The sequence below is a fragment of the Alteromonas sp. ABV4_150 genome, assembly GCF_056311745.1.
The window spans coordinates 1,446,659-1,468,119 of sequence record NZ_CM149971.1; the positions used below are offsets into that span (position 1 = coordinate 1,446,659).

General features: G+C 46.2%; 20 protein-coding genes and 1 riboswitch. Of the genes, 6 read left to right on the forward strand and 14 right to left on the reverse strand.

Going from position 1 to position 21,461, the window contains the following annotated elements; translation table 11 throughout:
• Positions 1-176: 176 nt before the first annotated feature.
• A complete protein-coding gene (locus tag ACYX4M_RS06270) occupies positions 177-644 on the forward strand; it encodes a hypothetical protein (protein ID WP_476082324.1) in 468 nt (155 codons plus the stop codon).
• Here the strand turns inward: ACYX4M_RS06270 and ACYX4M_RS06275 are convergent.
• From ACYX4M_RS06275 to gmk, 13 genes are all read right to left on the reverse strand, one after another.
• Positions 641-1,822, reverse strand: a complete 1,182-nt coding sequence (locus ACYX4M_RS06275; protein ID WP_476082325.1) for a BaiN/RdsA family NAD(P)/FAD-dependent oxidoreductase — start codon at positions 1,820-1,822, stop codon at positions 641-643. The two genes, ACYX4M_RS06270 and ACYX4M_RS06275, sit on opposite strands and share 4 nt — an antisense overlap.
• Before the next feature lie 2 nt (positions 1,823-1,824).
• Positions 1,825-2,856 carry an ABC transporter ATP-binding protein gene (locus ACYX4M_RS06280; RefSeq protein WP_476082326.1) on the reverse strand — a complete coding sequence of 344 codons (1,032 nt, stop codon included), beginning with the start codon at positions 2,854-2,856 and terminating at the stop codon, positions 1,825-1,827.
• Complete coding sequence (locus ACYX4M_RS06285; protein WP_476082327.1) at positions 2,856-4,379, reverse strand: ABC transporter permease; 1,524 nt, start codon at positions 4,377-4,379, stop codon at positions 2,856-2,858. Before ACYX4M_RS06285 ends, ACYX4M_RS06280 begins: the two co-directional genes overlap by 1 nt.
• On the reverse strand, positions 4,376-5,410 hold the full coding sequence (locus ACYX4M_RS06290) for an extracellular solute-binding protein (RefSeq protein ID WP_476082328.1): 1,035 nt from the start codon (positions 5,408-5,410) through the stop codon (positions 4,376-4,378). The genes ACYX4M_RS06285 and ACYX4M_RS06290 overlap by 4 nt, the downstream gene beginning before the upstream one ends.
• Positions 5,411-5,419: 9 nt before the next feature.
• Positions 5,420-6,229, reverse strand: coding sequence for a hypothetical protein (locus ACYX4M_RS06295; protein ID WP_476082329.1), 810 nt, complete (start codon positions 6,227-6,229; stop codon positions 5,420-5,422).
• 342 nt (positions 6,230-6,571) lie between these two features.
• Entirely contained in the window at positions 6,572-7,045 is a 474-nt protein-coding gene (locus tag ACYX4M_RS06300; protein ID WP_476082330.1) for a redoxin family protein, read from the reverse strand.
• 1 nt (position 7,046) lies between these two features.
• A complete protein-coding gene (locus ACYX4M_RS06305; RefSeq protein ID WP_476082331.1) occupies positions 7,047-7,847 on the reverse strand; it encodes a class I SAM-dependent methyltransferase in 801 nt (266 codons plus the stop codon).
• The gene (gene recG, locus ACYX4M_RS06310) at positions 7,840-9,912 is read right to left on the reverse strand and encodes an ATP-dependent DNA helicase RecG (RefSeq protein WP_476082854.1); all 2,073 of its coding nucleotides are present in this window, start codon (positions 9,910-9,912) and stop codon (positions 7,840-7,842) included. Before recG ends, ACYX4M_RS06305 begins: the two co-directional genes overlap by 8 nt.
• A gap of 194 nt (positions 9,913-10,106) precedes the next feature.
• Positions 10,107-10,814: a tRNA (guanosine(18)-2'-O)-methyltransferase TrmH gene (trmH, locus tag ACYX4M_RS06315; protein WP_476082332.1), complete on the reverse strand. Its 708-nt coding sequence runs from the start codon at positions 10,812-10,814 to the stop codon at positions 10,107-10,109.
• A 3-nt stretch (positions 10,815-10,817) separates the two neighbouring features.
• Entirely contained in the window at positions 10,818-11,204 is a 387-nt protein-coding gene (locus ACYX4M_RS06320; protein WP_014975316.1) for a RidA family protein, read from the reverse strand.
• A gap of 24 nt (positions 11,205-11,228) precedes the next feature.
• A complete protein-coding gene (gene spoT, locus ACYX4M_RS06325; RefSeq protein ID WP_476082333.1) occupies positions 11,229-13,340 on the reverse strand; it encodes a bifunctional GTP diphosphokinase/guanosine-3',5'-bis pyrophosphate 3'-pyrophosphohydrolase in 2,112 nt (703 codons plus the stop codon).
• A gap of 142 nt (positions 13,341-13,482) precedes the next feature.
• Positions 13,483-13,755, reverse strand: a complete 273-nt coding sequence (gene rpoZ / locus ACYX4M_RS06330) for a DNA-directed RNA polymerase subunit omega (protein ID WP_179981967.1) — start codon at positions 13,753-13,755, stop codon at positions 13,483-13,485.
• 168 nt (positions 13,756-13,923) lie between these two features.
• Positions 13,924-14,565, reverse strand: coding sequence for a guanylate kinase (gmk, locus tag ACYX4M_RS06335; protein ID WP_476082334.1), 642 nt, complete (start codon positions 14,563-14,565; stop codon positions 13,924-13,926).
• 278 nt (positions 14,566-14,843) lie between these two features.
• Here gmk and ACYX4M_RS06340 point away from each other — a divergent pair, with 278 nt between their 5' ends.
• Positions 14,844-15,515, forward strand: coding sequence for an alpha/beta hydrolase (locus tag ACYX4M_RS06340; protein WP_476082335.1), 672 nt, complete (start codon positions 14,844-14,846; stop codon positions 15,513-15,515).
• Positions 15,516-15,679: 164 nt separating this feature from the next.
• Here ACYX4M_RS06340 and ACYX4M_RS06345 read toward each other — a convergent pair whose 3' ends face one another.
• Entirely contained in the window at positions 15,680-16,741 is a 1,062-nt protein-coding gene (locus ACYX4M_RS06345; RefSeq protein WP_476082336.1) for a GGDEF domain-containing protein, read from the reverse strand.
• Positions 16,742-16,938: 197 nt separating this feature from the next.
• On the opposite strand from ACYX4M_RS06345, the gene hemC reads away from it, so the two are divergent.
• The 4 genes from hemC to ACYX4M_RS06365 all read left to right on the forward strand — a co-directional run bounded on the left by hemC (position 16,939) and on the right by ACYX4M_RS06365 (position 21,031).
• Positions 16,939-17,877, forward strand: a complete 939-nt coding sequence (hemC, locus tag ACYX4M_RS06350) for a hydroxymethylbilane synthase (protein ID WP_476082337.1) — start codon at positions 16,939-16,941, stop codon at positions 17,875-17,877.
• 77 nt (positions 17,878-17,954) lie between these two features.
• Positions 17,955-18,686, forward strand: a complete 732-nt coding sequence (locus tag ACYX4M_RS06355; RefSeq protein ID WP_476082338.1) for a uroporphyrinogen-III synthase — start codon at positions 17,955-17,957, stop codon at positions 18,684-18,686.
• Positions 18,687-19,859 (forward strand): uroporphyrinogen-III C-methyltransferase, encoded by a 1,173-nt coding sequence (locus ACYX4M_RS06360; protein ID WP_476082339.1) that lies wholly within the window; start codon positions 18,687-18,689, stop codon positions 19,857-19,859. It abuts the gene before it with no gap.
• A complete protein-coding gene (locus ACYX4M_RS06365; protein WP_476082340.1) occupies positions 19,856-21,031 on the forward strand; it encodes a heme biosynthesis HemY N-terminal domain-containing protein in 1,176 nt (391 codons plus the stop codon). The genes ACYX4M_RS06360 and ACYX4M_RS06365 overlap by 4 nt, the downstream gene beginning before the upstream one ends.
• A 111-nt stretch (positions 21,032-21,142) precedes the next feature.
• A riboswitch (TPP riboswitch) is annotated at positions 21,143-21,254 on the forward strand.
• Positions 21,255-21,461: the final 207 nt, after the last annotated feature.

The window sequence follows — 21,461 nt, forward strand, 5'->3', positions numbered from 1 at the left end:
TCATTTTAGATAGCGCCAAAAAACTAGCATAGTGTCGCGTTACCCTCGCCATAACGCACTAAAAAATAGCTACAACTAAAGTTCATTGGTGAGAACGCCATATAACACCTACGCTTTATCAAGTGCTGAAAGTTTAACTTTCAGGAATTCACAGACAAACGTAAGCGAGCATCACTATGCGAGTAAGAATAGCCTTGGGAATGGTCACAGCCATGGCGTTTGCTCCTGCTGTTGCAGCAAAAGGAAATGCTCATCATTGGGAAACGTCACCTCATCATTTATCGGCACTAGTCGGTACCACTTACACAAAGGAGTGTGGCAACGCCTTTACGTTGGGCATTGACTATGAGTATCGACTTAGTGACTTTCTCGGTGTGGGGTTTGTTGCTGAATATGCCTTTGAAGACTTAGACGCTTATACTTATCTACTTGTTGCCGACCTTCACATTACTAACAACTTTATTGCCCAGATAGGCCCTGGCGTTGAGTTTCACGGCAGCCATAAAATGGAGGTAGCCCGAGTAGGCTTATTATATGAATTTGAAATGTCGGGCATTACCGTATCACCCCAGCTTCATTACGATTACCACAGAAACCACAAAAGCGCGGTTGTTGCCGGGTTGGCAATTGGTATGTCGTTTTAAACCACCTGCCCTGCTGCCCAGCCGCTGCTCCATGCCCACTGGAAGTTAAAGCCGCCGAGCCAGCCGGTAACGTCAACCACTTCACCTATGAAGTAAAGGCCTTCGACGTTTTTGGCCATCATGGTTTTTGATGAAAGTTCGTTGCTGTCTACGCCACCTATGGTTACTTCCGCTGTTCGGTAGCCTTCGGTGCCATTAGGCTTTATTTGCCAATTTTCTAATGTGTCAGCAATAGCATCGCATTCGCTGTGAGTAAGTTGTTTTACCGGTACGTTGCGCCAGTTATGATATTCAATAAAGCTTTGCACCATGCGTTTGGGGAATACTCTATTTAAGCAGGTAGCAAGTAGTGCATCTGGCGTTTCGGTGCGAGCAGTTTGTATAAGTACAGTGGCATCGTCATTGGGCAGCGTATTAATGCTTAAACTATCACCCGCCTCCCAATAACTTGAAATTTGCAGCATAGCAGGGCCGCTCAAACCACGGTGGGTAAAGAGCATTGCCTCTTTAAACGTGGTGTCGTTACAGCTGGCGTACACGTCAACGGCTATACCGCTAAGCTCTGCCAGTGTCTCTTTGTCTTTATCATGCAAGGTAAAAGGCACAAGCGCGGCCCGTGTGGGTAATACGTTCAGGCCAAATTGTTCAGCTATTTTATAACCGAATGGCGTCGCCCCCAGCTTTGGCATACTCAAACCACCGGTTGCGATAACTAAAGACTCACAGCTATATTCGCCGTTCGACGTAGTTAGTAAGTACCCACATTCAACCTTTTCTACGCTTGTAATTTCACAGCGAGTAGTAATGGTAACGCCTGCTTTCTTACATTCGTTAAGCAATAAATCGACGATATCTTTGGCGCTGTCATCACAAAATAGCTGACCTAAGGTTTTTTCGTGATAGGCAATACCATGCTCGGCAACCAAACCGATAAAATCCCATTGGGTATAGCGGCTTAGTGCCGACTTACAAAAGTGAGGGTTTTGCGAGAGAAAATTTTCTGGCCCCGCGTACATATTGGTGAAATTGCAGCGCCCACCACCTGACATAAGGATCTTGCGGCCGACTTTTTTGGCATGATCGAGCACTTCTACGCTGCGCCCTCGTGCGCCTGCCTGTGCCGCGCAGAAAAGCCCTGCTGCACCTGCTCCAATCACAATAACATCGCGCTTAATCAAAATTAACCTCTGGGGAACACGGCCAATGGGTGTGTTGTAATCAACTGAACGAACGCACGAGTATTTGGCTTAATGGCATTTTCGTGACTTACGCGTACTTTAAGTTCATCGCCGCTGTCTAGTATAACTGCATATAGTCTGCTTTCGCCTTCATAGCGCACCCACTCAACGGTACAGTTCGTTTCACTAAGTGTGGCATCTAAACTTAAATCGTCAGGACGCACCAGCAAATCTACATCGCCGTTAGCACCTTGAAGTGGCGTGCCTGGCACCTTGCCAATTTCAGTAACGACCGTTTTGTCTGTATTTACTTCGCTAGCATCAAAGGTTGCACTTAAGAAACTTGCCTCACCCATAAAACGCGCCACAAAGCGGCTTGCTGGCGAAGAGTAACAGGCTTCAGGGGTGTCTAATTGTTCCAACACACCTTTGTTTAGTATGCCCACTCTATCACCAACACTTAACGCTTCTTCTTGGTCATGGGTTACCCAAATTGCAGGAACGCCAGCCTTTTTAAGCGCATCGCGAATTTCCCAGCGCAAACTGTCTTTCAACGCAGCATCTAAGTTAGACAGGGGCTCGTCTAGCAATACGTAAGAAGGTTCATGCGCTAGGGTGCGGGCCAATGCAACACGCTGCTTCTGACCGCCAGAAAGGCGTGCAGGTTTTGCATCGCGGAAGTTATCTAGACCTAACAGTTTAAGCCAGTGATCAGCAAGCTTAGTGTCTTTTAAACGAAAACATACATTTTGCTGAACGGTAAGATGGGGAAATAGCGCAAAATCTTGAAACACCATGCCCACATTACGCTTTTCAGGCGGTACGTGTTTGCTTGCTGTACTTTCCCAATGACCAAGGCTCATAGCGCCTTCTGAAATAGGGATGAGTCCCGCTAAAGCTTGCAAAATAGTAGTTTTACCGCAGCCGGTTGGGCCTACCAGCATAAGGATTTCGTCTTGCCCCAGCTCAAGATTTAACTTGTCGACAACGCGGGTAGACCCATAATTCACTGACAAATTATTTACACTAAGCATTACGAACGATCATCCTCGGTAACGGTAAACTGGGCTTTTCTTTCGCCCGACAGCATGAGAATTAACCCCACACCTGATAATAAAACAAGTAAAAGCCCCGGCACGGCAGCGCGTCCAAAGTAACCCGCCTCGTAAACACGCCACATGTAAGTGGCTAAGGTTTCAAAACCTGTAGGCCCCAACATTAGCGTGGCGGGCAACTCGCGCATGGCTTCTAAAAATACTAAAGCAGCCCCTGCAATCATACCACGAAGGGTAAGTGGCAGCGTAACTCGTATAAACGCCTCACGAGGGCTTGCGCCAAGTACACGAGCAGCTTTGACTAAGCCCGAATCTATATTCTCTGCAGTACTTCTTACGCTGCCCACCGCAAGAGGAATAAAACGCAGTACATAGGCCATAACCAATAAGCTTAAGGTTTGATATAGCGCAGGCAAGTACGTAAGCCCTACATATACCAGCGCTGTACCCATCACAATGCCTGGTACACCAAAGCCGAAATAGGTAATGCGCTCCATAAATCGACCAGCTTTACCCGCAATAGCCGCGTGAGCAACCGGAATGGCAAGTAGCACGGCCACAATCGCGGCAATAAATGACGCATGGGCTGAATTCCATGCATAGCTTAATTCAAAACCGCCTGTGCCCTCTCGCACTAACCACAGCGTGAAGATAGCTAGAGGAAGTACGATAGCCATAAAGACAATAGGCATGGTCGCAAGCAACATGAGGTTGCGCTGCCAACGTGCAGGGAATAACGATAAGTGCTTTCCTGGGCGCTCTTGTGCCCCGCCTATACGACTTTCTATAAACAGAATGAGCCCAACAATCACCATCAGCTGTAGGCTTAGCATAGCCGCCTGACTCAAACCAAAAGCGTTGTATTCAACAAAGATAACGCGGGTGAAAGTGTCGAACCCCATTATTGCGGGCGTGCCAAAATCAGATAAGGCGTAAAGCGCAGCAAGAAGTGCCCCCGCGGCGACGCTATTTACCACACGCGGTAACACCACGCGCCATAAGCTTGCGCCAAGCGATAGACCTAGTGTACGCGCCGCGTTAACTAAGCTTGCATCCAAACTCAGTAAGCTTGAACGAGTTGTCATCATTACAAAGGGATAGGTGTATAGACTCATGACCAGAGCCGAGCCCCACAACCCGCTAATCGGCGGGGTGGAAAACCCCAATACATTTTCTATTTCGCCGCCACGACCGAATGAAAAATACATGGCGAATGCGCCAATATAGCTTGGCAGTGCCAGCGGCGCGGCCAACAATATAAGCCAGAACCGCTTAAATGGCATTTGTACATAGGCAGTTAAAAAGGCAAGGGGCACACCTAAGAGCACCGAACCAATGATAGTCAGTACAACAAGAGATATTGTGTTGCCCAGAACACGGAGGTTGTGGGTATCGAAAAACTGCGCACTATCTTGAGCTAAAGAAAACAAAACGCCCACGGGCAATAAAGCCATCAGCGCAATAAGAAGTGCCAGTGGATACGACTTTGGCCAGTTTGTCACAGTACGCCAACTTCCCTCATAAGGTTAAGTGTTGGGCGTAAATCAGCCAGTTTACGAAGGTCCATTTCAGGTGGCGAAAGCGTGCTTAAATCCGCTAAGCCTCGTGGTGGTTCAACCCCTTGAACCAAAGGTATTTCATAAGCCTCGCGAGCAAGGTAAGACTGCACTTCTTGCGACAGTAGATAACGAATAAAGTTAACCGGTAAGTCACCGTCGCTTAATGCCACAATGCCAGACGCATTAACCAAGCAACCTGCATCACCTTTGCTGTAAGCAAGAGCCACATTGGCGTTTGGCTTGCCTGATTTAAGGCGAAGCGTGTAATAGTGATTGGCAAAGCCAATATCTACTTCACCGCGTTCAACACCCATAACCACGCCTAGTTCGCCAGCGTATTTTTTAGAATGCTTATTAATGCCTTTAAGCCAAGCTTTAGTGGCTTTTTCGCCTTCTAAAATACGCATAGCGGTAACAAAAGACTGGAACGACGAATAAGCTGGCGCCCAGCCAATTTTCAAATCGCTATCGGCTAACGCCATAACGCTTTCAGGAATTTGTTCGGGTTTAACGCGCTCAGTGTTGTAAGGCAGTGTACGCACACGCCCAGTTACCGGTGACCAGCTAGGGTACTGAAAGTCTTCGCGAAGCTGCGAACGTAAATCATCAGGCAATGGCTTTGCAGCACCAGCATCAGTAACAACGCCAATAGAACCGGTGTCTACAGCCCAAAACAAGTCAGCACGTTTAACGCCAGCTTTCGTTTCTGCAGCAATGGTGTTTGCCAGCGCTGCCGAGCCACCACGTCGAACCTTTAAGTTCAGTTTGGGGTTTCGTTTTTCGATAGCTTTAAGAACATTTTCGTACAAACCGCCTTCACCACGACCTAAATAAAGGGTGAGATCACCCTCTAATTTAGGCAAAGACTCTACTGACACGCTGCCTGTTTGGGTCATGGCGTGAGCAAAGCTAAACGGCAGGCTAGTTAATGCACCAGCTGCGGCTAGACCCTGCAAAAATGTTCTACGTTGCATACCCCTTCCTTAAAAAACGTCTTTACGACTTTTCTCTACTTCAACTAACAGTGCGCGAGCTCGATCAAGTTTAGTCTGCATAGATTCTACAACTTTACGTACGGCATCTACGCCCGAATCTTTCGAAATGGCTTGTGGCAGCGTTACGTTAAAATCTTTCTCTAGGTCTTCAACCAAGGCTGCGTCTTTCGCGATCAAGTCACCTTCTACACCTTCAAAACGTTGAAGGTAGGTCTCGTGAACTAATGTTGTTGCCACTTCGTGCAGCTGTTCTGCGTACTTGGCAACAACACGATCAAGACGTGTTTTGATATCGTCGATAACTTCAGGGCCTGTAGTCGGCTCTTTTTCAGTAGTTTGAACTTTGCCTACCAAACCTTTCTTCTGATATTGAGACGCAAGTTTAACTGCGCCTAGCGCCTGCCACAAGGCATGATTTAGCTTCTCTTGCTCTACGCGTACATCAGCAACAGGCTTGCCTTCATCAATGGCGACTTTCACGCCATAAATTCCTTGCCAAATAGAAGCATAGATAGGCACGTACTGGGTTTCGATAGCCGAGTGAAAATCTACTTCTTCCCAGTACTCGATTAACACGTCTGTTTTTAAAGACTTGTCTTTTGCTTCATACGCATCAACAACACTGCCAAACTTACTCTCTAACCAATGTACTTCTTCGGTGTACTCACCAATATGCGCGTGTAGGTTATTTACGTGGTCACCAATTGCACCGTTAGCAAGCGCCTGTGAAGAAAACATCGATAAAGTAACGGCCGAAGCCAGTACTAAGGCGCTTATTTTTTTCAGTGTTATTGTCATAATTTTTCCTAAAACGTTTGTCTTTTCACGCAAATGATACTTATTATCATTAATCAAGTAAAGGTAACTAAACGAGGCTACACGCTAAGTAACGCAGCGTATTAGCCCTTAATTTATCTACATTTTCGACCAAGAATAATGCAGGTGAGTTCATTAACCCTAGCTGAACACATTGATATTCAACGCAATTAGCAAACTGCTAGATCATAGTTGGATTACATTTTAATGAAATTAGCGACCAAGTATACGCATATGTGAATCAATGAATGTTCACAAAAAGCTAAACGAAAAAAGCCCGCAACAATTGTTGCGGGCTTTGGGTATTTAACGCCTTTTTAAAAATTAAAGGCTATCTAACATGGTTTGCGCATCGCTTACGTCGAAACGACCAGGGTCTTCAACGTTTAGCTTTTTAACTTCGCAATCTTCTACAAGCATAGAATAGCGTAGCGAACGCAAGCCACCGAAGTTGCCTGTACTCATGTCTAAACCAATTTGTTTCGTAAAGAAACCGTTGCCGTCGGCCAGCATGGTAATTTCTTCTGCATTGTTTGCTTTACCCCACGCATCCATAACGAATGCATCGTTCACACTCAGACAAATAATGCTATCAACACCTTTTGCCTTAAGCTTATCTGCAAGCGCAACATAGCCTGGCAAATGAGCTTGTGAGCAAGTAGGTGTAAAAGCGCCGGGTACAGCGAATAGTACAACGCGCTTTTCTGAAAACAGTTCGTTCGTTCCTGGGTTAGTTATTTCGCCATTTACTAAAAGGCTAAAATCTACTTCAGGCAAAGTGCCCCCAACTTGTATCATGCTACTCTCCTAGATTTTTTTGACACAAATACACATCAAATCTGTGTTTTTTGCTTTCAATAGCCATTGATGCTTTTATTCCTGCCAGCACGTCTGCACTGTTTGGGCGTTTCACCACTACCCGGTGCGTGGCTAGCTCTAGTGCTGGCGGTAACAGCGCATCTGCGTCTGGGTCATGACCAAGCAGTTGCTGAAACAGCCGCATTTCCTTTTTCACCAAGGCTGACTTCTTTTTGTGTGGGAACATGGGGTCTAAGTAAATAGCGTTCACATCCTCACCAGTGAAGTATTGCATTACCTCAGCGCTATTTCCATGTTGAAGCGACATTTTAGCTGCAAGTTCTGGAAAACTAAGTGCTAATCTACGAATACCGTCTTCAAGTAAAGCGGCAACCACTGGCGAGCGTTCAATCATAGTGACCTTGCAGCCTACGCTTACCAACACAAATGCATCACGCCCTAGTCCTGGCGTTGCATCCACTACGTGCCATGCTTCATTGCCTTTAAGGCCAATGGCTTTAACAATGGGCTCTTTGCGCCCACCGCCATGTTGCTTGCGATACAAACTAGCAGGCGAAGCAAAATCAACCTCAACCGGGTTTACTTTTTTCTCGCCTGCGTCGGCAAGGCCAAGCACGCCGTTTTGAACCTGCAAATACAAGCCTTCGCTAGGTTTTTCACTGCTACTGATAACAGGAAAGCCCCATTTTTCGCTAATTGCGCTAATTAGCGCAGCGTCATCGCTATTGGCGTTAGCGCTGTTGTCGTTATCACATACAACCAAAGGCACACTCTTAAGCATGACCGTATTGCTCCTTATGCCCTATCCATCTATTGATAATTGCTTGGGCGTGAGAAGGATATTTATCCCAAAGGGTATAGGCGATTTCTTGAACTTTTGGAATAAGTGCAGCGTCGCGAACCAGATCTGCTATTTTAAGCTCTGCCATTCCGGTTTGTTTTGTCCCCATAAACTCACCTGGGCCGCGAATTTCCAAATCCCGCTGTGCTATATAGAATCCGTCATTAGACTCACGCAGTACGCCTAGACGCTGAGTAGCGGTTTTGGATAGTGGGCTTTGGTACATAAGCACGCACTGACTTTCCACCGCACCCCGCCCTACTCGGCCACGTAGCTGATGAAGCTGTGCTAAACCCAAACGTTCAGGGTTTTCAATAATCATAATGCTGGCGTTAGGCACGTCTACGCCTACCTCAATAACCGTAGTTGCCACTAATAAGTCTAGCTTGCCATCTTTAAAATCAGCCATAACCTGCGCTTTTTCAGCAGGTTTTAAGCGCCCGTGTACCAAGCCAACGTGTAAGTCTGGCAATGCGGTACGCAAGGTAACCGCGGCATCTTCAGCGGCCTGACACTCCAATACTTCCGACTCATCAATAAGCGTACACACCCAATAAGCCTGTCTGCCATTATCTTTACAAGCCTGACGCACGCGTTCTATCACATCGGCCCTGCGTGTATCTGGTAGCACAACGGTTTGTACCGGCGTTCTGCCCGGTGGCAGCTCATCTATGACCGAGGTATCTAGGTCGGCATAGGCTGTCATGGCCAGCGTTCTTGGTATAGGTGTTGCCGTCATAATTAGCTGATGAGGGTAGCGACCTTGCTGTTCACCTTTATCACGTAGGGCCAAACGTTGATGTACACCAAAGCGGTGTTGTTCATCCACAATAACCAGTGCTAGCTGCTGGTAGTTCACGCTTTCCTGAAAAATAGCGTGCGTACCCACCAACATTTGAATATCACCAGCTTCTAAGCGCGCTAAAACTTCATTGCGAGCTTTGCCTTTTAGCTTTCCGGCAAGCCAGCCTACTTCAATACCTAAAGGTTCTAGCCAGCCACGAAAGTTATTCGCGTGTTGTTCAGCCAATAGCTCTGTTGGCGCCATCAGCGCTACCTGGTGACCAGCCCCAATAGCTGACAGTGCTGCCAGTGCTGCCACTAAGGTTTTACCCGAGCCCACGTCCCCCTGTACTAAGCGCATCATAGGCCGTGCATGCTGCATATCTTTTTGTATATCTTCTACTACCCTCGCCTGCGCGCCGGTAGGTGAAAATGGCAACTGTCCAAGCATCTTATCGATAAGCGGCTGGTTCACACTAATTGGAATACCGGGCTGTGCGTCAGATAGTTTGCGTACTTTCAATACACTTAAATGGTGTGACAACAGCTCTTCAAGAATTAATCGATACTGAGCAGGGTGCAGCCCCTCTTCCATTTCGTGTACGTCTACATCGGGTGGTGGGCGATGCACCAAATGAAGCGCCTCATTAAGGCTAATTTGGTCATCGTAAATGCCGTCGGGCAGTAGGTCAGCTAGCGCGCCTTTATCTAGAAGTTTTAACGCCTGATCAGTTAAATTGCGAAGGGTTAGCTGTTTGACACCGTCTGTGGTGGGGTAAACTGGTGTCAGTGATTCTTCTGTGGGTGGCGCTTCTTCGTCCACTAGCTTAAATTCGGGGTGCATCATTTCAATGCCCCACTTGCCAGTACGCACTTCTCCAAAACATCGCACCGTGTTTCCCGGCGTCATAATAGAGCGCTGCACGGCACCAAAGTGGAAAAAGCGTAAGGTTATGGTACCCGTACCGTCGCTAAGCTTAACCACCAGCATGCGTTTTTTGCCGTACTGAATGTCGGCGCTCATTACCTCACCCTGCACGCTTACATGGGTAAACGGGCGGCACTCTGCCACACTGTAAATACGGGTTCTGTCTTCGTAGCGATGAGGAAGATGAAACAGTATATCTTGAAGGGTAAACAAGCCTATTTTGTTAAGCTTTTCTGCCACCTTAGCGCCTACGCCTTTAAGCGCAGTAATGGGGGTAGTGGCCAGTGCTTGCATCAAGCGATATCCTTCTTTTGGAACATTAACTATTTAACCTTTGAATTGGCACAAGCTGGTGTTATTCAACGTGTTATAGGAAAAGAAGTGTAAAGGATTGTTGAGGGGTTGGCGAGTACGCTTTAGGCCAGTTTTTTACGCTGGCCCCTATACAAGTAAGAACAAAACTAAAAGTGCAACCAATAGGTTAGGCCCTAGTCGGCCTCAAGCGCGTTTGCTTCTGCTTTTGTGATCTGCATTTCTTTCCACCAGCTATCGTCAGCATCCACTTCACCAATGGCGTTAATAGCAGGCAAAGGCAAACCTTTGCGCTGGCAAAGTTTATACAAACGCGGGTAACCATTTTGAAAGGCCAATGCTTGGCATTCTTCTTCGGGTAACTGCTGAGTGTTATACATGCCCGCTATGGTACGTTGGCGCTGAGCTTCGTATAGCACTAGCGCTGCGGCCACCGATACGTTCAACGACTGCACCATGCCCATCATAGGAATAACAATGTCGTGGTCGGCAATGGCTTTCGCCTCATCAGAGGCACCGTATTTCTCCTGACCAAACAAAATAGCCGTAGGCTTGGTGTAATCTATATCGCGAAAATCGACAGCGGTATCAGATAAGTGGGTTACCAGCACCTGCATACCTTGGCCTTTTAATTCAGCCATCGCGTCGTTGATATTATCGTGATTGGTTTGGCGCACCCACTGTTGGCTACCCATAGCGGTGCCGCGACGGAACTGATATTTCTTTTCCCACACGGTGTGAACGCGATGAATGCCAACGGCATCACAGGTTCTCACTACTGCAGATACGTTATGCGGCTTGTGTACATTTTCAAGGCAAACCGTAAGATCAGTTTGCCTTCTTTCCAGCACTTGTCTTATGCGCTGGTAACGCTCAGGTGACATGGCTTACTCCGGCAGTTCCATTACACCATCAATTTCAATTTGTGCACCTTTAGGCAATGCAGACACCTGAACGGCAGCACGTGCTGGGTAAGGCTTAGTGAAATAACGGCTCATGATTTCATTAACCGTTGCAAAATGACCTAAGTCGATAAGGAAGATGTTCACTTTCACTAAATCGTTTGTAGTGCCGCCAGCAGCATCACACACCGCTTTAATGTTTTCAAAAACTTGTACCGCTTGCGCTTCAAAGTCGTCAGAAACCATTTCCATGGTTTCGGCAACCAAAGGAATTTGGCCTGAAAGATAAACGGTAGTGCCTGCTTTAACTGCTTGGCTGTAAGTACCAATAGCAGCAGGTGCCTTATCGGTCTGAATAATAGACTTAGACATAGTAGTTCCTAAATAGTGTAGTAATTAGTGTCGTGATTGACTATGACGAGACACTTTCTGAACTTCTGGCATGGTGCGTATTTTCTTCATCACGCGGGCCAAGTGCACACGGTTGTGCGTAGTAAGTTCTAGGTCGATAAAGTAGATATTACTCTCTTTTTCTTCAGTTTGCAGTCCAATGATATTGGAATCGCACCCTGAAATAGTGTTCGTTAAAGTTGCCAGTGTGCCCTGATGGTTAAACAACTCAATGCGTAGCGACGCTTTGAATTCACCCTGCGGATTGTCGTCCCACTGCATAGGTAGCACGCGCTGAGGCTCTTCACGGGTAAGCTTGCGAATATTGTTACAGCCAGTTTGGTGAATAGTCATACCTCGGCCTGGGCTCAATACGGCTACAATTTCATCGTCAGGTATAGGGTGACAGCATCGAGAATAGTGAACAAGCAAGCCTTCTGTACCACGAATGGCCACATTGCCTTTCTTGTCAGACAGATCCGTCGTACTCTCGCCTAATAAACGGCGAGCCACGATAGCACTTAGTTCGTTACCTAAGCCAATATCTACCAATAGGTCGTCAAAATTAGCGTGCTTGGTTTCTGCCACCACACGCTCAATATCTGCATTAGGAATATCATCTAACTTCACTGCACCTAATGCATGACGAAGTAGACGGTTACCCATGTTCACTGCTTCTTGAGAATGCTGCTTACGCAGATACTGGCGAATACGGGTACGCGCGCGGGCGCTCACCACAAAGTTCAGCCAATTCGCATTAGGCTTCGCTTTTGGCGAGGTAATAATTTCTACGGTTTGGCCGTTTTCAAGAGGCTTACTTAAGCTGAAGTTTCTGCGCTCTACGCGCACGCCCACGCAGGTATTGCCTACATCAGAGTGCACTGCATAGGCAAAGTCAACAGCGGTTGCACCCATTGGCAGTTCGATAATTCGTCCGTCTGGTGTAAACACGTAAATTTCATCAGGGAACAGGTCAGTTTTAACCGACTCGATGAATTCAAACGATGAACTGGCTGACTGCTGAAGTTCAAGCAGGCTTTGCATCCACTTGCGCGCACGTAGCTGTGCAGTTGTGCCATTATCGCCGGGCTCCTTATAAAGCCAGTGGGCCGCTACACCTTTGTCTGCCATTTGATCCATTTCCTGGGTACGAATTTGAATTTCCACAGGAATGCCGTGCGGGCCAATTAATGACGTGTGTAACGACTGATAGCCGTTGGTACGAGGAATAGCAATATAGTCTTTAAAACGATTTTCAATTGGCTTGTATAAACCATGCATAGCGCCAAGCGCGCGATAGCAGTTATCTACTGATTTGACCACGATACGAAACGCATAAATATCCATTACCTCGTTGAACATGAGTTCTTTGTTTTTCATTTTCCGGTAAATGGAATATAGGTGCTTCTCGCGGCCTAATACGTCAGATTCAATCTCGTAGGCATCAAGGCGTGTCTTAAGCTCTTCGCGAATATTCTCGATGATTTCTTTACGATTTCCCCGAGCCTGACGCACGGCAGATTTTAATGCGCGATGTCGCATGGGGTACATGGCCTGAAAACCTAAATCTTCAAGCTCATTTTTAATATCGTGAATACCCAAACGGTGGGCAATAGGCGCATAGATTTCTAGTGTTTCACGTGCGATACGACGGCGCTTATCTGGGCGAAGCGAGCCCAGCGTGCGCATATTGTGGGTACGGTCGGCAAGCTTGATAAGAATAACCCTGATGTCTTGCACCATGGCCATCATCATTTTGCGGAAGTTTTCCGCCTGCGCTTCTTGTTTCGTGCTAAAGGCAAGTTTATCTAGCTTACTAACACCTTCTACCAATTCGGCAACAGTCTCACCAAAAGCTTCAGCTAAATCTTCTTTGCTGTAATGGGTATCTTCAATAACGTCGTGTAAAAGAGCCGCCATGATCGTTTCGTGATCAAGGTGCATGTCGGCAAGAATACCGGCCACGGCAACAGGGTGAGTAATATAGGGGTCGCCACTTGAGCGCATTTGTCCATCGTGCGCTTCTTGGGCTAGCACAAAAGATTCCTGAACCAGCTGTACGCGTTCAGCTGATAAATACTCTAAAACTTTCTGCTTTAAACCTTCAAACAAATACACAGTGGAGCGTGACCCTTATCTAACGTTACAACCCTAAGAATACGTTTTATTGTGCAATAAGCCAATACACCAAAAGCAAAGCGCCAGTGCTTTTTTCAAAGCACTGGCGCCAAAATATCGATAAAACCGTTAAAAGGAGGTCTTACTGATCAGATAGGATGTTTGCTACTGATGCAAATTCAGCGTGTTCTTGCTGCTCTTGTGCTTGAAGTTCAGCTTGTTCAAGTGTCGATGCAGTTACAAGACCTTCCTCGATTTCACGAAGTGCTGTAACAGTTGGCTTGTCGTTTTGAACGTCAACCATAGGATCTTTGCCTTCAGTGGCAATTTGACGTGCACGGCGTGCAGCAACAAGCACTAGGTCAAAGCGGTTACCAATTTTATCTACGGCATCTTCTACAGTTACGCGAGCCATGTATTTCTCCGAAAATTAGGTTGAGCAAGTTATTCAAAAAACGGCCGCGTAGTATACACAGATACATAACGCGATCCTAGTATTTTGTTTGAAATTGAAGCAGTCAGATCGTGTAATTTTGGCAGCGATCGCCTGATGTTAAACAAAACACCCATAATATTATTAAGCTTACGCGCTACCGAGCAGTTCGTCCAATAGCACTTGATGACGCATCTGCTGTTTTACCGTGCGAAGACGCTGCGCTGTCACAATGGCTTCTAGGTCGTTCAACGCCGTTGCAAAGTCATCGTTAATGATCACGCTATCGAACTCACTAAAGTGAGACATCTCTGCTACGGCTTGTGCCATGCGCCCTGCAATCACTTCTTCACTGTCTTGGCCGCGGTTGTTTAAGCGCTGCTCTAATACATCGAGTGACGGAGGAAGAATGAAAATACCACATGTGTCTGGCATAAGCTTTTTGACTTGGCGAGCGCCCTGCCAATCAATATCTAAAAACACATCAATACCGCGATGCAGTGTTTGCTCGATAGTCACACGAGATGTGCCGTAATAATTGCCAAACACTTCCGCATATTCAAAAAAAACGCCCTGTTCGATAAGCGCTTCAAACTGCTCTCGGCTTACAAAATGATAATGTACCCCGTCTAGTTCACCCGGACGCGGTTGACGCGTGGTATGAGACACAGACACCTGCATAGGTGTGGCTGCATTGCCTTCATACTTTTCCATTAGTGCCTTGATAAGGCTTGATTTTCCTGCTCCTGAAGGAGCAGCAAGAATAAATAAATTGCCGAGTAGTGAAGCCATAGGGTATTAAAATTCTATCAAAATGTGGTGATTTCTAGCGGCAATGATAGCATATGAAGCCATTGCGCCGTAACTGCGATTATCGGGTTTATCCATTGATGGTGCATACTCTTTAGTCGCAGGCCGGTGTTAGCAAAATAAATAACAATAATAATTTTCTGAGAATGATGGTGGTAGAAAAAGTACTCTGACCCCACACTTCTTGGGGAAGACAGAGATTGCCTGTGAGAAAGGATAACCATTGGTAATAGGGTAACAACAAAATTAGGAAACAAAGAATGACTCAGCAACTTCTGCCGTGCGTAGAGATAAATCCATCCACTGCGCCTGATGCCTGCGTTATCTGGCTACATGGTTTAGGCGATTCTGGCCACGGTTTTGCGCCTATCGTGCCTGAATTAAAGCTTCCTGAATCAATGGCAGTCAAATTTCTATTTCCCCATGCACCTGAACGACCCGTTACTATTAACGGTGGAATGCGTATGCGAGCATGGTACGACATTAAATCACTAGATTTTGAAAGTCGTGCCGATTTGGACGGCGTAAAAGAGTCTGCTGCACAAGTAGAAGCACTTATTGAAGCGCAAATTGAAAGTGGTATTCCCAGTGAACGCATAGTGCTTGCCGGATTTTCTCAAGGCGGTGTGATTGCACTTCACCTAGCGCCTAGATATAGCCGTAAATTTGCTGGCGTTATTGCACTATCAACCTATATGTGCGAGCCATCGCTACTTGCAAGTGAGGCAACAGACACAAACCGTGAAACGCCTATTATGATGGCACACGGTGACCAAGATGAAGTAGTACCGGTATTTATGGGCAATGCGGCATTTAAAACGATAAATGAGAGCGGTTTTAACGCTACTTGGCAGACGTATACAATGCAGCATAATGTCTGCATGCAAGAACTAAACGATATAAGCGCTTGGCTTCAGAAGGTTTTAAATTAAGTTTTTTGAGGCATTATCCAGTTTGGTTTCAGTGTGATAGCTAGCTACACCAAGACTAGTTATCGCACTGCGTCGAGCGCCGCCCCGACTATTACATTTACATCCACGGGTTGCACATATGGTTTGTAACTGAACGCCAAAAGCAATATGTTTTAAACATCATGCTATTCTGCAACCTGGTTTCTGCCCCCATTTTTTGCCTTATAAAGATTATCATCGGCTTGTTTTAAGCTAGCGTGCAGCTTGTCGTCGGTAAGCGCGGTAGCCACGCCAAAGCTGGCCGTTATGTTATGGTTGATGTCACCTTCCGTAAATGAGTTCTCTTCAACTACCTTTCTCATCTTCTCGGCAAGTTTTACACCTTGGCTCAAAGGCGCTAGAGGAAAGAGTACTAAGAATTCTTCTCCTCCGGTGCGCGCAACAATATCAGACGCTCTAACCGCACTTTTGATGATGTTAGTGAAGTGGATTAGTACCTCATCACCGATATCATGCCCGTAAGTGTCGTTAATCTTCTTGAAGTGGTCTATATCGACAACCACTGCGGTTAGGGGGAAATAGGCGCCTGGGTCTTTCAGAGCGCGTTCAAAAAAGACGGTTTCTAGAAAACGTCTATTCGGTAACTTGGTGAGGGGGTCAGTATTAGCCTGTCTCATGCGCTCTAAGTTTTCACGCAGCATTTCTTTTCGGCTTTTGTGCCAGAAATTTTCACCAATAAAGGCAACGCAAATAAAGCAAAAGGTTGCAATCAAAAACCGAGAAACATGTTCATCAGGGTATTTCGCAACGATGACATCTTGGTTGTAGAGCATATAGATAGCAAGCACCATAGTGACTGCAACATAGACCATGGCTGGCTTGAATCGCACCACTATTATTTGAATAAATATCAGAGGGAAAATGAAATATAGACCTGTGCTATTCAATCCTCCGGTATAAACCAGAGCATTAATAGTAAATAAAACGATAACCCCTGCGACATAATAAAAGACGTCACTTTTCGGAAAAATATGCGACAGCGCAACATTGAGATAAATCACCGAAGCAGAGGTAGCTAAAGCGCCTACTAACAATGGGTTATCCGTGCCCCAGTTAAGCCATGCCATGAACGCCATAATGGTCGCCCCGACGTAGGAAATGAAGTACAGCGTCAACCTGCGCCTTTTTTCTTCAGCCTCATCTTGCTGTGCGTTTCTTAGCAATTGTCCTACTGGCGTGTTGTCCATACTAACAACTGTACTCCCCAAATTTATAAGCACACTATTTCATCGTTGTAATCATAGACGTATATTTGCACAAAAACCAAGTAGAAAACTGCGCCTAATTTCAAACATTAGCGCAGAAAATGCGTATACTACGAGGTATCTCGTATAGCGTTGTGTTACAACGTTTAAGTTTCTTTTTTACAGAGTTTGGAATAGCCATGAGTCACCTCAACACTACCCGCACCGTTCGAATTGCTACTAGAAAAAGCGCGCTTGCGCTTTGGCAAGCAGAATATGTGAAGGCAAAATTAATGGAGCATTATCCATCAATGACCGTTGAGCTTGTGCCTATGAGTACGCAGGGCGACAAAATTTTAGATACGCCATTGGCGAAAATTGGTGGTAAAGGGCTGTTCATTAAAGAACTTGAAATAGCCATGCTGGAAGGCCGTGCTGATATTGCGGTTCACTCAATGAAAGACGTACCGGTAGAATTTCCTGAAGGTTTTGGTTTGCATGCTATTTGTGAACGCGAAAACCCGTTTGATGCCTTTGTTTCAAATGATCACGATAGCCTAGACGCGTTACCACATGGCGCAGTAGTGGGCACTTCGAGCCTTCGCAGACAGTGCCAAATTCGCAAGTATCGCCCCGATCTCATCATTAAAGATTTGCGTGGCAATGTGAACACACGCTTAGCAAAGTTAGATGCGGGTGAATACGACGCTATAATTCTAGCTTCTGCAGGTCTTATTCGCCTTGAAATGGAATCTCGTATTCGCATGGCGTTACCAGCTGATATCTCGCTGCCGGCTGTAGGTCAAGGCGCTGTAGGAATCGAATGCCGTAACGACGACGAAGAGCTAATTGACTTGCTGCAGGCATTAAATCATACAGATACCAATACGCGTGTTACCGCAGAGCGCGCCATGAACGAAAGACTGGAAGGCGGCTGCCAAGTACCTATCGGTAGCTTTGCTACCCTTAATGGCGACGTACTTACGCTGACCGGTATGGTTGGGAAACCAGATGGCTCTGAGTTGCTGTTTGCGTCGGCTACCGCATCCCGCGAAAAAGCCACTGACATCGGCATCGAAGTCGCTGAAGCGCTTTTAGAGCAAGGTGCTGGGGAAATTCTTAAAGCACTTTATAACTAAGTTATATTTAGTAGAAGCGCGCCTTCCTAAACACGTGGGAATGCGCAGCAAACTTAAAAGGATGAGAGTTCGATAGAATGCTTCTGTTCACGCGCCCACTGCCAAAATTAAAAGCAAGTGCTTCAGCTTTCGAGCAAGCGGGCATTAACGCGGTAGGGGTAGCCACCTCTGACATAATTGACATCTCATCTGAACGAAAAGCCGCAGCAGAGTATTTAGCTTCCAATACAGTAAACGCAATTATTGTTACCAGCGTATACGCTGTGAGTAGTGTTATTTCGGGGCTGCGCAACACAGCCACCCCACTCCCTTTGATTATCGCCGTTGGTGATGCCACAGCTCGCAAACTTCAGGCAGGCCTTGAAACGATTTCTTCGGCAAACGTTATTACTCCAAAGGTTCATACATCCGAAGGTATACTGGCAATGCATCAACTTAATGAGGCAAACTGCCAGCATGTCGTTATTATTAAAGGTGAAGGTGGGCGAGACGCCATAGCAAAAGGGTTAGACGAAAACGGTATTTTAGTAAATAGCTTTTGCGTTTACAAAAGAGAGCAACTTACACGCCCAATTTACACAAAACGGTGGAAAATGGGCGAAGTTAGCGGCATTATCGCTACAAGCGAAGCAATGGCACTGCAATTGATAGAACAATTTGGTAACGCTTTGTTAGCCTTTAAATGGTTAACAGTGAGTGACCGAGTCGCCCAAACCCTTAACAGCAAAGGTGTTAAAGAGGTAGCGGTTTGTCAGCGAGCCACCGATCAGGCACTCATCGCCTGGGTAAAGGATAACTGGGAGTATTGAATGGCCAACAATAACGAAAATAGCCCACAAAAAGAGGAACTCGTAAAAGTGGAAGCTGAAAAAGAAGTAATTGAGTCTTCTGCCACGCAGAGTGAATCGACTGAATCTGGCGCTAAGAAAAATAAATCATCAGGCAATGGCTTGCTATGGTTTGTTGTAATCATTTTATTCTTCGCCGTAATAGGTATGGCTGGCACAGGCTACTGGTATTACATGCAGCAGCAGTCAGTAAGTGCAGACGCTGTTACCGCCCAGCAAACTAACACCGCTAAACTAAATACGATTGAGCGTGAGCGTAGCAATATTCTCGCGTCTCTAGAAGCAGTGTCGCGAACGAATAAAGCCTTACAAAATACGGTAGATGAACTTAAGTCTGAAAACGAGAAACTTAGCTTACAGACCGAGTCTACGCTTCAACAGCTTAACAATATGGAAGGTCGCCGCCCAGCCGACTGGCTAATAGCAGAAGCTGACTATTTAGTTCGCATGGCGGGCCGAAAGCTTTGGCTTGAAAACGATGTTCGCACAGCAATATTGCTACTGGTTAATGCAGATAAGCGTTTAAAATCATTGGCTGATCCGTCGGTGCTACCCGTTCGCGCTAGCCTAGCTGAAGATATTCAAACGCTACAGCAGCTAAACCCTGTATCGCAAAGTTCGGTGGCACTAGCCCTTACCGGCATGATTGCGCAAATCGACAAGCTCCCGTTGGATACCTTCGAGAAACCAGAAGATGCTAGCGCAGAAGACACCACCTTGTCAGAGTCGGCTGACGATTGGCAAGACAACCTTGCGAAGGTGTGGCGTTCGTTAGTAAATGATTTTCTTACCGTTAAGACCATTGAAGGCCCGGTTGAGCCGGTACTTTCATTGGAAGCGCAGTTCTTGGCAAAAGAGCAGCTTCGTCTTCAGCTTATGCATGCACAAACCGCCGCGCTTCAAGGCGATGCGGGTCTTTACAGCCAATCGCTTCAGTACGCACAAACGCTGCTTATTGAAAAATACGATACTGAAAAAAGCCAAGTAACCGGTTTTGTTGATGCACTTCAAAACCTGATTGCTACCGATGTTTCGCGCCCGATTCCTACAGAGCTAGCGTCACAAAAACCGCTAGAGCGTTTACTGGATAGCCGTGTTAAGCAGGCGTTTGGACAAGGAGCAAGTGCACTATGAAATGGTTAGCTATTGCCCTTGCGGTATTAGCCGCATTCGTTGTTGCGCTTATTGTTGGTCCAATGATACTTGGCGACAAAGGTTACGTACTTATTTCCCTAGGTAGCACAGCTATTGAAATGACCGTGATCAGTTTTTGTATTTTGGTTATTGGTGCCGTTATTGCTTGGTATGTGTTATCCCGTTTTGTTCTGTGGGCGTTAAGCTTAATTACAGGCTCGCATAAATGGTTCGGCACCTTAGGTGAACGTAAACGCAAGCGCGCATTTTACGATGGCTTGCACGCCATGGCCGCAGGTGATTTTGATTCGGCACAAAAAGCATTAGGCAAAACCACCAATGGTGATTTTGAAGGCGTAAACTATTTGGCCTCGGCGCAAATTGCTTTTGCCAACGACGACCTAGCTAAAGCCCGTTATTTTCTGGTTCAGGCCACGGACTTTCCGAAAGCGAAAGTAGCGGCAACGGTAATGCATGCTCGCATTGATGTAGCTGAAGAAAAGTTTGATGCAGCACTCGAAAAGCTTAATGAACTAGACGAGCAAGATCGTGACAACAAGCAGGTTGTGAAGCTAAAAGCGCAAATTCTTGCCAAGCTAGGTAAGTGGCAGGTGCTTCAAGAGAATTTATCAGGCTGGCGTAAAGCTTTGCCTAAAGATGACTACACCGCGTGGAGCCAACGTATTGCTAAAGGTAAGTTTGCAGAAATTGCCAGTAAACAAGGTGCTGTTGAGCTTAAATCATACTGGGACACCCTGCCTCGAAAATTACGTCACGACGACGCTTATCGCGCCGCTTATATTCAGCAATTGCTTGACCAAGGTATGCATGCCGACGCTCAAAATTTGTTAGTTGAATGGCAAAAACGGGGCCCGAACAGCGCTCTATTCCCGCTGTTCACGCAGCTTAATATTCCTGACGCATCACCATCATTACGTCTACTTGAAAGCTGGATAAAGCAAGACGAAGAAAACGTTGAGCTTTATTCCACGCTAGGTCAAGTGGCGTTCAACTCTGGCGACGATGTGTTGGCGGAAAAAGCATTGCTTAAAGCCACTAAAATGCAGTCGCGCAAAGAAGATTTATTGCTGCTATCTGCCATTAGTGAACGCAAGCATGACACAGCTACCGCACTTCAGCTTTACAAAGAAGGACAGCAACTAGCTAGCTAAATGAATATTCGTTTAGCTTTCTAGTAACACTTGTAATCCAACTAAAGTTGAAGATATAGTAAAAAGGAATTCTCAATTCGGGTTGTTTCAACCACAACCCGAATTGACTTAAACAACTTGTCGGAGTGCTTCACTGGTAACCCAGTAAGCTGAGACCGCGAAAGTGGGATCCGTAGAACCTGATCAGGCTAGTACCTGCGAAGGGAACAAGAAAATACAATGTGCACGATGTTAAGCAACAGTTTGGCATTGTGAAGCAAGGTTAGATTACTTAGTGGTTTGTTTGTTACTTTCATAACAGGCACCGAGCGTTTACTTTGAGATAAAGCATCAAATTTCAATGATGTCATTTCTAACTCAAGGTAAATTGCTTAAGGCCTCAAGAGCAAACATCAATAAAAAGTAACGGGCTCATTCTTAGCTTCTTTAC

What these genes read in the sequence shown, in the direction of transcription:
- ACYX4M_RS06300 (WP_476082330.1), bottom strand. Translation starts at nt 7,045, where the DNA reads ATGATACAAGTTGGGGGCACTTTGCCTGAAGTAGATTTTAGCCTTTTA.
- ACYX4M_RS06365 (WP_476082340.1), top strand. Translation starts at nt 19,856, where the DNA reads ATGAAATGGTTAGCTATTGCCCTTGCGGTATTAGCCGCATTCGTTGTT.
- trmH (WP_476082332.1), bottom strand. Translation starts at nt 10,814, where the DNA reads ATGTCACCTGAGCGTTACCAGCGCATAAGACAAGTGCTGGAAAGAAGG.
- ACYX4M_RS06305 (WP_476082331.1), bottom strand. Translation starts at nt 7,847, where the DNA reads ATGCTTAAGAGTGTGCCTTTGGTTGTATGTGATAACGACAACAGCGCT.
- ACYX4M_RS06270 (WP_476082324.1), top strand. Translation starts at nt 177, where the DNA reads ATGCGAGTAAGAATAGCCTTGGGAATGGTCACAGCCATGGCGTTTGCT.
- gmk (WP_476082334.1), bottom strand. Translation starts at nt 14,565, where the DNA reads ATGGCTTCACTACTCGGCAATTTATTTATTCTTGCTGCTCCTTCAGGA.
- ACYX4M_RS06280 (WP_476082326.1), bottom strand. Translation starts at nt 2,856, where the DNA reads ATGCTTAGTGTAAATAATTTGTCAGTGAATTATGGGTCTACCCGCGTT.
- ACYX4M_RS06360 (WP_476082339.1), top strand. Translation starts at nt 18,687, where the DNA reads ATGGCCAACAATAACGAAAATAGCCCACAAAAAGAGGAACTCGTAAAA.
- ACYX4M_RS06295 (WP_476082329.1), bottom strand. Translation starts at nt 6,229, where the DNA reads ATGACAATAACACTGAAAAAAATAAGCGCCTTAGTACTGGCTTCGGCC.
- rpoZ (WP_179981967.1), bottom strand. Translation starts at nt 13,755, where the DNA reads ATGGCTCGCGTAACTGTAGAAGATGCCGTAGATAAAATTGGTAACCGC.
- ACYX4M_RS06345 (WP_476082336.1), bottom strand. Translation starts at nt 16,741, where the DNA reads ATGGACAACACGCCAGTAGGACAATTGCTAAGAAACGCACAGCAAGAT.
- hemC (WP_476082337.1), top strand. Translation starts at nt 16,939, where the DNA reads ATGAGTCACCTCAACACTACCCGCACCGTTCGAATTGCTACTAGAAAA.
- ACYX4M_RS06355 (WP_476082338.1), top strand. Translation starts at nt 17,955, where the DNA reads ATGCTTCTGTTCACGCGCCCACTGCCAAAATTAAAAGCAAGTGCTTCA.
- ACYX4M_RS06320 (WP_014975316.1), bottom strand. Translation starts at nt 11,204, where the DNA reads ATGTCTAAGTCTATTATTCAGACCGATAAGGCACCTGCTGCTATTGGT.
- ACYX4M_RS06340 (WP_476082335.1), top strand. Translation starts at nt 14,844, where the DNA reads ATGACTCAGCAACTTCTGCCGTGCGTAGAGATAAATCCATCCACTGCG.
- ACYX4M_RS06290 (WP_476082328.1), bottom strand. Translation starts at nt 5,410, where the DNA reads ATGCAACGTAGAACATTTTTGCAGGGTCTAGCCGCAGCTGGTGCATTA.
- recG (WP_476082854.1), bottom strand. Translation starts at nt 9,912, where the DNA reads ATGCAAGCACTGGCCACTACCCCCATTACTGCGCTTAAAGGCGTAGGC.